Origin of the sequence: Hypericibacter sp. (assembly GCF_050729195.1) — a bacterium.
In the GTDB taxonomy this organism is placed as follows: Bacteria; Pseudomonadota; Alphaproteobacteria; order Dongiales; family Dongiaceae; genus Hypericibacter.
Window position 1 is genome coordinate 1 of record NZ_JBOHKS010000004.1, and the last position, 7,842, is coordinate 7,842.

7 protein-coding genes are annotated in these 7,842 nt (G+C 64.5%); all 7 read right to left on the reverse strand.

The features are described 5' to 3' along the window. Positions 1-2,169: mechanosensitive ion channel family protein (locus tag ACREE8_RS00185; protein ID WP_431570948.1), on the reverse strand; the 2,169-nt coding region annotated here is incomplete at its 3' end. A gap of 200 nt (positions 2,170-2,369) precedes the next feature. Continuing rightward, positions 2,370-2,819: a type II toxin-antitoxin system RatA family toxin gene (locus ACREE8_RS00190; RefSeq protein WP_431570949.1), complete on the reverse strand. Its 450-nt coding sequence runs from the start codon at positions 2,817-2,819 to the stop codon at positions 2,370-2,372. A gap of 27 nt (positions 2,820-2,846) precedes the next feature. Next, positions 2,847-3,803: a lipoyl synthase gene (lipA, locus tag ACREE8_RS00195; protein WP_431570950.1), complete on the reverse strand. Its 957-nt coding sequence runs from the start codon at positions 3,801-3,803 to the stop codon at positions 2,847-2,849. Positions 3,804-4,078: 275 nt separating this feature from the next. Next, positions 4,079-4,759, reverse strand: coding sequence for a hypothetical protein (locus ACREE8_RS00200; RefSeq protein WP_431570951.1), 681 nt, complete (start codon positions 4,757-4,759; stop codon positions 4,079-4,081). After that, positions 4,737-6,134 carry a dihydrolipoyl dehydrogenase gene (lpdA, locus tag ACREE8_RS00205; RefSeq protein ID WP_431570952.1) on the reverse strand — a complete coding sequence of 466 codons (1,398 nt, stop codon included), beginning with the start codon at positions 6,132-6,134 and terminating at the stop codon, positions 4,737-4,739. Before lpdA ends, ACREE8_RS00200 begins: the two co-directional genes overlap by 23 nt. 30 nt (positions 6,135-6,164) lie before the next feature. After that, positions 6,165-6,806 (reverse strand): glutathione S-transferase family protein, encoded by a 642-nt coding sequence (locus tag ACREE8_RS00210; protein WP_431570953.1) that lies wholly within the window; start codon positions 6,804-6,806, stop codon positions 6,165-6,167. 171 nt (positions 6,807-6,977) lie between these two features. Beyond that, a partial coding sequence (locus tag ACREE8_RS00215) for a 2-oxo acid dehydrogenase subunit E2 (RefSeq protein ID WP_431570954.1) occupies positions 6,978-7,842 on the reverse strand: 865 nt, incomplete at its 5' end.

Genomic DNA, 7,842 nt, shown 5'->3' on the forward strand with positions numbered 1-7,842 from the left:
TTGGCCGTCGCCGCGCTCGCCGTGGCGGCCGCCGCAGCCGCATCCATGCCGGGAGCGCCGACCGCCCACGGCGACTGTGGCGCTGGCGAACTCGATCCCGGCCTCCTTGAAGCCAATGATCAGACGCTTCATCGCCTCGCGCTGGACGTAGGTCGGCCGAACCGGGCGCACCGTCATCTTGAAGCGCATCACGGTGGCGGTATCGGCCACCTCCGCGATCCCCTGCAGCTTGAGCGGCTCCAGGAAGTCGCTCTTGAACTGGGGGTCCTCCATCATCGCAAGCCCGATCTTCTTCGTGACCTTGCGCAGCTTGTCGAGATCGGTGTCGCGCACCAGCCGAAGATTGAACTTCAGCGTCGACCAGTCGCGGCTGAAATTCGTGATCTGCCCCAACTGCCCGAAGGGGATCGTGTGGATCTGGCCGTTCTGATGGCGCATGCGGATCGAGCGCAGAGTGAAGCCCTCGACGGTGCCCTTGGCCTTGCCGACATCGATATACTCGCCGACCCGGAACGCGTCGTCCGCCAGATAGAAAAGGCCCGAGACGATGTCATGGACCAGGGTCTGGCTGCCGAACGAGATCGCGAGGCCGAAGATCGAGGCGCCGGCGATGACCGGCGTGATGCTGACGCCCAGGCTCTCCAGGATCGTCAGGGCCGCCGTGATGATGATGATGATGCCGAGCATCAGCCGCAGGATCGGCGCCAGCGTCTCGAGGCGCGTGGCGCCAACCGAGGTGGCGCCGGTTTCGCTCTCCGGCCCCGTGACTCCTGCCCTGGGCCGGCCGCGCCGCCGCTCGGTGGCGAAGTGAACCGCTTCCCACGCGAAGTAGGCCATGAGCGCCGTCACCACCGTCGTTGTCCAGGCGTGGCTGAATCGGCTCCACTCCTGTTCGTCGACGAGGTTCAGGACGTCGACGGCCCAGGTCCGCACCAGGACCGCGGCCGCGATGACCCACATGGTGGCACGAATGGCCCGCACCAGAAAAGGAAGCAGCCGGCCGGGATCCGTGCTGCCGGATGCCGCGAGGACGGCCGCGCGATGATGGCGGATGATGAAGGCCCACAGCGTCTCGGCCAGAAGCAAGCCCAAGATGATGTTCACCGTGAGGATGGCGCCGAAGGGAAAGACGAAGAGGTCCGAGACCGCGTCATAGATGCGACCCAGACCGAGAACGAGCAACAGCGGCAAGGCGATCCAGTGCCAGTGCTGGGCGAGTGCCATCCTGATGCCGCCCTTGCCGCCGCCTTCGTCTCGGATCAGCCCGAGCAGCCACACGGTGATATCCGCGCGCAGCATGAAGAGAACCACGATGAAGATGGAGAGTTCGACCGTGCCATTCGTCAGGATCGCGGCGGAAATGGCGGCCGGCGAAGTCAGCAAGCCGATCCAGGCCCGACCGATGATGCCGACCAGAACTGCGAACCCGAACAGGCCGAAGATCCGATGCGCGCTCGCGTCGGGAACCGGCGCGATGCGCATGACCTGCAGGTCGGGCCGCAGATAGAGCCGGAACAGCAGCAGGAACATCCGCCAGGTCACGAGGCCGCGGAGGACGATCCCGGCAACCTCGGTCTGAAACCCGGCCCGCGCGAACAGTGACCCCAATGCCACTTGCACCAGGAGCCAGAGAGCAACGAGGGCAAGCGCGTCCAGGAACGCCACGGCCGCCACGCGCCATAAGCCGCCGATGGCCGTGAACTGCCGCACGATGCTCTCACGCCTGCCACGGGTCAGCCGACTGATGCCGAATTCGGCGAGAAGCGCGGCGACGACACTCAGGAGCAGCAAGCCGAGAAAGCTCCCCAGGCCCCGGCCGCCCGTGCTCGGTTGATCCAGCCGGTCCGGCACCAGCGACAATTCTCCCCAGAGCTCGGGATAGCCTTCCATCACCGTCGGGATCGAATCGATGATGTTGCGGATCCGTCCGACCAGCTGCGCCTCCTCGCCGGCAGGGGCCGGTTTGGCCGCAGCCACCGGCGCCGCCGGGACGACGCCGTTTTCCGTGAGCGTCTGGATGACGGACTGACCGACCGCTTTGACCAGATCGTCATATTGCTGCTGGGTCATTCCCGCCGGCGGCGGCGTTGCGGCGTCGGCCGAAACCGCAAACAAGGGAGGCAGAAGAAGCCCGATCGCCACGACGCAGGAACGAATAACGGCACCCACGGCAGTACCTCGCTTCATCCGTCAATGAATGTCAGATCAGGCTCGGCGTTTGGCGCGTCCTGACAAGTCTTTGGAATGATGTCCGATTGGCCGATTTCAACTCTACGCCGGCGGTGGAGCCGTCGCCATCTCGATGAGATTGCGATCCTGCCCGGAAGACCGGGAGGAAAGGCGGGCGGCGCAGGGCCGCCGCCGGCGCCCTAGGCGATGTCGCGTCCGTAGAGCTGCTTGGCCCGGGTCTCGAAGGCCGTGACCATGCGCCTAACGGCCTCGTTGAAGAGGACGCCGATCACCTTCTGCAGCAGGGCCGACTTGAACTCGAAATCGACGAAGAAATCGACCCGCGTGCGATTCTCGCCCTCGGCGATGAACTTCCAGTGATTGTTCAGATAGCGGAACGGCCCGTCGACATAGCTGACGTCGATGCGATGGTTGGCGCGGTCGGGCTTCACGATCGAGGCGAAGCGCTCGCGGAACATCTTGAAGCCGATCACCAGATCGGCCTCCATCGTGCCGTCCGGCAGCTGCTTGCGGATGCGAGCGCCCACGCACCAGGGCAGGAACTCGGGATAGCGCTCGACATCGGCGACGAGATCGAAAAGCTGCGCCTGGCTATAGGGCAGGACGCGCTGTTCGGCGTGGGTGGGCATGGGAGGAGGTGGACCGGCGCCAGAGGATCAGGCGTGGGCGGCGGCGAGCTTCGCCAGCCGGGCCGCCTTGAGCCGTTCGAAATCCTCGCCCGCATGGTAGGAGGAGCGCGTCAGCGGTGAGCTTGCCGCCAGCAGGAACCCTTTCGTCAGCGCCATGTCGCGCATCCCGGTGAACTCGGCCGGCGTCACGAAACGCTCGACCGCGTGATGCTTGGGCGTGGGCTGCAGATACTGGCCGATGGTGATGAAATCGACGTCGGCCGAACGCAGATCGTCCATCACCTGCGCGACCTCGTCCTTGGTTTCGCCCAGCCCGACCATGATGCCCGACTTGGTGAAGCGCGACGGGTCGAGCTCCTTCACCCGCTGCAGCAGCCGCAGCGAATGGAAATAGCGAGCGCCCGGCCGCACCTCGCGATAGAGCCTCGGCACGGTCTCGAGATTGTGGTTGTAGACGTCGGGCCGCGCCTCGACGACGATCTCGAGCGCGCCTTCCTTGCGCAGGAAGTCCGGCGTCAGCACCTCGATCGTGGTCTGGGGCGCCGCCGCGCGGATGCGCCGAATCGTTTCCGCGAAATGCGCGGCCCCGCCATCTTCGAGATCGTCGCGATCGACCGAGGTGACGACGATGTGATGCAGGCCGAGCTTGCCCACCGCCTCCGCCACATGGGCGGGCTCATGCGGATCGAGCAGATCCGGCCGCCCGGTGGCGACATTGCAGAAGGAACAGGCGCGGGTGCAGACCGAGCCCAGGATCATCACGGTGGCGTGCTTCTGCTTCCAGCACTCGCCGATGTTCGGGCAGGCCGCCTCCTCGCAGACCGTGACCAGGCCCAGCTGGCGCATCAGCGCGCGGGTTTCCTGATATTCACGCGACATCGGCGCCCTGACCCGGATCCAGTTGGGCTTGCGCGCGACCGGATTGTCCGGCTTGTGGGCCTTCTCGGGGTGGCGGAGCCTTGGAACGGTGGCGGATTCGGTCATGGGGTCAGGATACCGGTTGAAAGCCCAGTTTCGCCAGGGCCTCTTGAGCAAGGCTTAAGACCCTCGGGACGTCATTGATATCTTCGAAGGTGAGGCAAGGGTTTCTGACCCGGCCCTGGCCTTGCATATCTTCTCTCTGGAAGCCGAATGCAAGATCCCCACTGCCGTCAGGCCGAATCTTTGAAGCAGAGCGATTGATAAGATCGAGGGAAGAGCATGAGATCGGCGCTACCATCGTCACCGAGCTCGAGCATGGTATCCAGTGTTCCCATGGATCAGCGATCTGCGGCTGTTTGAGAATTGACCCAAGCCTGACGCGCTTTCTCCGCCATCGCAAAAACAAACCTGGCATGCTCAATCTCTTCCAAAATCAGCTTGGCCTTCTTGGAGGCACTCAGCTTTTTCCCTCTGAGTAGTTCATATTCCGTGGTCCCAAGGATGACAGAACCTGTGCCGTCAGCTCTTTCCGCGACTTCGACCGGTGTCAAAGGGTCGTAGACAACTGACGTTGGCCGCTGCTTGGATTTACGATCAAACGAAAGCACCCGGCGATCGGTGAGGGCATAAGACAGCCCCGGTAAAAGGCGAACGCGGGATCGCCAGGCGAGAAGTACCCTTGCAAGGCCAAAAAGTAAAAGCAGAGCAAAGTACGATAGGGCCAACAGAAATCCTACGATGAGGTCGAATTGCCACGACCGGCTGGGATCTTTGTATTCGAGTTTGCTGGCGATGAGCACCGTCACGCCAGCCAGTAGCAGTGGCAGTATTTTGTATTTTTTCCATGCGCTGGCAGTGGTCATCGGAGGACGAAACCGGGCCGGCCCCGGCCGACCGGTCCATATGATCTTCTCCCCCGCCTCAAGATAGGGCTGGAGCAACGCCCGATCGAGCAGCGCCGATGCGGGGTCGCTGCCCTCGCCCATTCGTGCGATGTCAGATGTGGAGCGCGCGTCCATAGGCGTCGAGCACGCTCTCATGCATCATCTCGGAGAGCGTCGGGTGCGGGAACACGGTCGCGATCAGCTCGGCTTCGGTGGTCTCGAGCGTTCTCGCGATGGCGTAGCCCTGGATCAGCTCGGTCACCTCGGCGCCGATCATATGGGCGCCCAGGAGCTCGCCGGTCTTGGCGTCGAACACGGTCTTGACCAGGCCCTCGGGCTCGCCCAGCGCGATCGCCTTGCCGTTGCCGATGAAGGGGAAGCGCCCGACCTTGACTTCATGGCCCTTGGCCTTGGCCGCGGCTTCGGTCAGGCCGACACTCGCCACCTGCGGCAGGCAGTAGGTGCAGCCCGGGATGTTGTCCTTGTTCATCGCATGAACGCCCTTCAGGCCTGCGATCTTCTCGACACAGATGACGCCCTCATGCATCGCCTTATGCGCCAGCCAGGGCGGCCCGGTCAGGTCGCCGATGGCATAGATGCCGGGCTCACCCGTGACGCCCCACTCTTCGGTCACGACATGGGTCTTCTCGACCTTCACTTGCGTGCCTTCGAGGCCCAGATTCTCGACATTGCCGACGATGCCCACCGCGAGAATGACGCGATCGACGGTGATGTCTGATGATTTTCCGCCAGCCTCGATCGTCGCGGTGACATTGTCGGCGCCCTTCTTGTGGGCCTTCACCGTGGCCGAGAGCATGATCTTCATGCCCTGCTTCTCGAACGCCTTCTTGGCGAACGCAGAGATCTCGGCATCCTCGACCGGGAGCACGCGGTCCATCACCTCGACCACCGTCACCTCGACGCCGAAATTGCGATAGAAGCTGGCGAACTCGATGCCGATGGCGCCGCTGCCGATGACGAGGAGCGATTTCGGCATGGCGGGCGGCACCATCGCCTCGCGATAGGTCCAGACCAGCTTGCCGTCGGGCTCGAGGCCGGGCAGCGCGCGGGCGCGGGCCCCGGTAGCGAGGATGATCGCGGGTGAGGCGAGATCGGCCACCGGCTTGCCGCCCTTCGTCACCGTCACTTTGCCCTTGCCGGCGAGCTTGGCGTCGCCGTCGAACACCGTGATCTTGTGTTTCTTCATCAGGAACTTGACGCCGTTCGAGAGCTGGTTCGCCACCTTGCGGCTGCGCTCCACCACCTTCGAGGGGTCGTAGCTGATCTTCTCCGCGCTCAGCCCATAAGCCGCCGCGTTCTTCATGTTGTGATAGATCTCGGCCGAGCGCAGCAACGCCTTGGTCGGGATGCAGCCCCAGTTGAGGCAGATGCCGCCCAGATTCTCGCGCTCGACGATCGCGGTCTTCTTGCCGAGCTGGGCCGCGCGGATCGCGGCCACATAGCCGCCGGGGCCGCTGCCGATGATGACGATGTCGAAATTCTCGGCCATTCAGCCTCTCCTGAGCTCGGCTCTTGCGTTTTAGATCGGCTCGCTGCCGAAATGATACTGCCAGACCGGCGCCACCTTGGGCCGCGCCGCCGTCACGCGCACCATGTCGGCGAGGCGTGGGCAGTTGTCGATGACCCAGTCGCGCACAGACCAACGCGCCAGCACGCTGAGATAGAGATCGAGCGCGGAATAGCGCTGACCCAGCGCATAGGGCCCCGGCTTCAAATGGGTCTCGACCATCTGCCAGAAGCGCTCCAGATCCTTCATCGCGACTCTCTCGGCGCCCGGCGCCGCGGCCTTGTCCTCGACATAGCGGTCGGGATAATCGACCCGGCCGATCGCCTCATAGATGTTGTTGGAGGCGAACATCAGCCAGCGATAGAGCCGACCGCGGTCGCTGGAGTTCGCCGGCGGCAACAATCCCGCCTCGGGATGACGCTCGCAGACGATCAGCAGGCAGGCGGCGGATTCCGTGACGATCGTGCCGTCCGGCAGCTCGAGCGCCGGGATGCGGCCCAGCGGATTGACCTTGCGATAGGCGTCTCCCCATTGCTCGTTGCCGGCGAAGTCGAGCTCGAGGATCTCGGCCGGCGCGCCTACCTCCGCCAGCGCCATTTCGATCGGGACGGAGCCGCAGCGCTTACAGCCATAGAGCTTGTAGGGAGGGTTCATGGGGCACCCCGTCGATGATCAGCAACCAGACTGCGGCCACCCCCCTTCCGCACCTTCCCCCTCAAGGGGGGAAGGGATTCTGGTGGAGCGTCGCCCTTCGAATTTTCATCCCCTCCCCCCTTGAGGGGGAGGGTTAGGGAGGGGAGTACCACGCAAACCATGGCCGCCCTCCTACAGCATCATCGTGATCGGATCTTCGAGCAGCTTCTTGATCGCGTCCAGGAACTGCGCGCCGATGGCGCCGTCGATGACGCGGTGGTCGCAGGAGATGGTGCAGCTCATCATGGTGGCGACGGCAAGCGCCCCGCCCTTCACCACCGCGCGCTGCTCGCCCTTGCCGACGGCGAGGATCGAGCCCTGCGGCGGGTTGATGACGGCCGCGAACTCCTTGATGCCGAACATGCCGAGATTGGAGAGCGAGAAGGCGCCACCCTGATATTCCTCGGGCAGGAGCTTGCCGGCCTTGGCGCGGTCGGCGAGCGATTTCATCTCCGACGAGATCGTGGCGAGGCCCTTCCGGTCGACCGAGCGGATGATGGGCGTGATGAGCCCGTCATCCAGCGCCACCGCGACCGAGACGTCGCAGGTCTTGTTGAGCAGGATCTTGTCGCCGCCCCAGATCGCATTGGCGCGCGGAACCCGCGCCAGCGCCATACCGCAGGCCTTGATGACGAGATCGTTGACCGAGAGCTTCACGCCCTCGCCGGCCTTGGCGTTGAGCTGCGTGCGCAGCGCCAGGAGCGCGTCGATGTCGGCCTCGACCGTCAGGTAGAAATGCGGAATGGTCTGCTTGGATTCCATCAGCCGGCGCGCGATCACCTTGCGCATCGTGCTGAGCGGCAGCTCGGTGAAGCCCTCGGTCGGCAGCGGCGTCGCCGAGGCGGCCGCGGGTGCTGCCGCAGCCGGGCGCGGTGCCGGCGCGCTGGGAGCCGCGGGCGCGGCAGCAATGCCCGACGACTTGGCACCTTCGACATCGGCTTTGACGATGCGGCCATGCGGGCCCGAGCCCTGGATCCGCGCGAGATCGAGATTGGCC

Bases quoted from the DNA above. Each gene is read 5' to 3' on its own strand.
- ACREE8_RS00190 (WP_431570949.1), bottom strand. From the start codon at position 2,819: ATGCCCACCCACGCCGAACAGCGCGTCCTGCCCTATAGCCAGGCGCAG.
- lipA (WP_431570950.1), bottom strand. From the start codon at position 3,803: ATGACCGAATCCGCCACCGTTCCAAGGCTCCGCCACCCCGAGAAGGCC.
- ACREE8_RS00200 (WP_431570951.1), bottom strand. From the start codon at position 4,759: ATGGACGCGCGCTCCACATCTGACATCGCACGAATGGGCGAGGGCAGC.
- lpdA (WP_431570952.1), bottom strand. From the start codon at position 6,134: ATGGCCGAGAATTTCGACATCGTCATCATCGGCAGCGGCCCCGGCGGC.
- ACREE8_RS00210 (WP_431570953.1), bottom strand. From the start codon at position 6,806: ATGAACCCTCCCTACAAGCTCTATGGCTGTAAGCGCTGCGGCTCCGTC.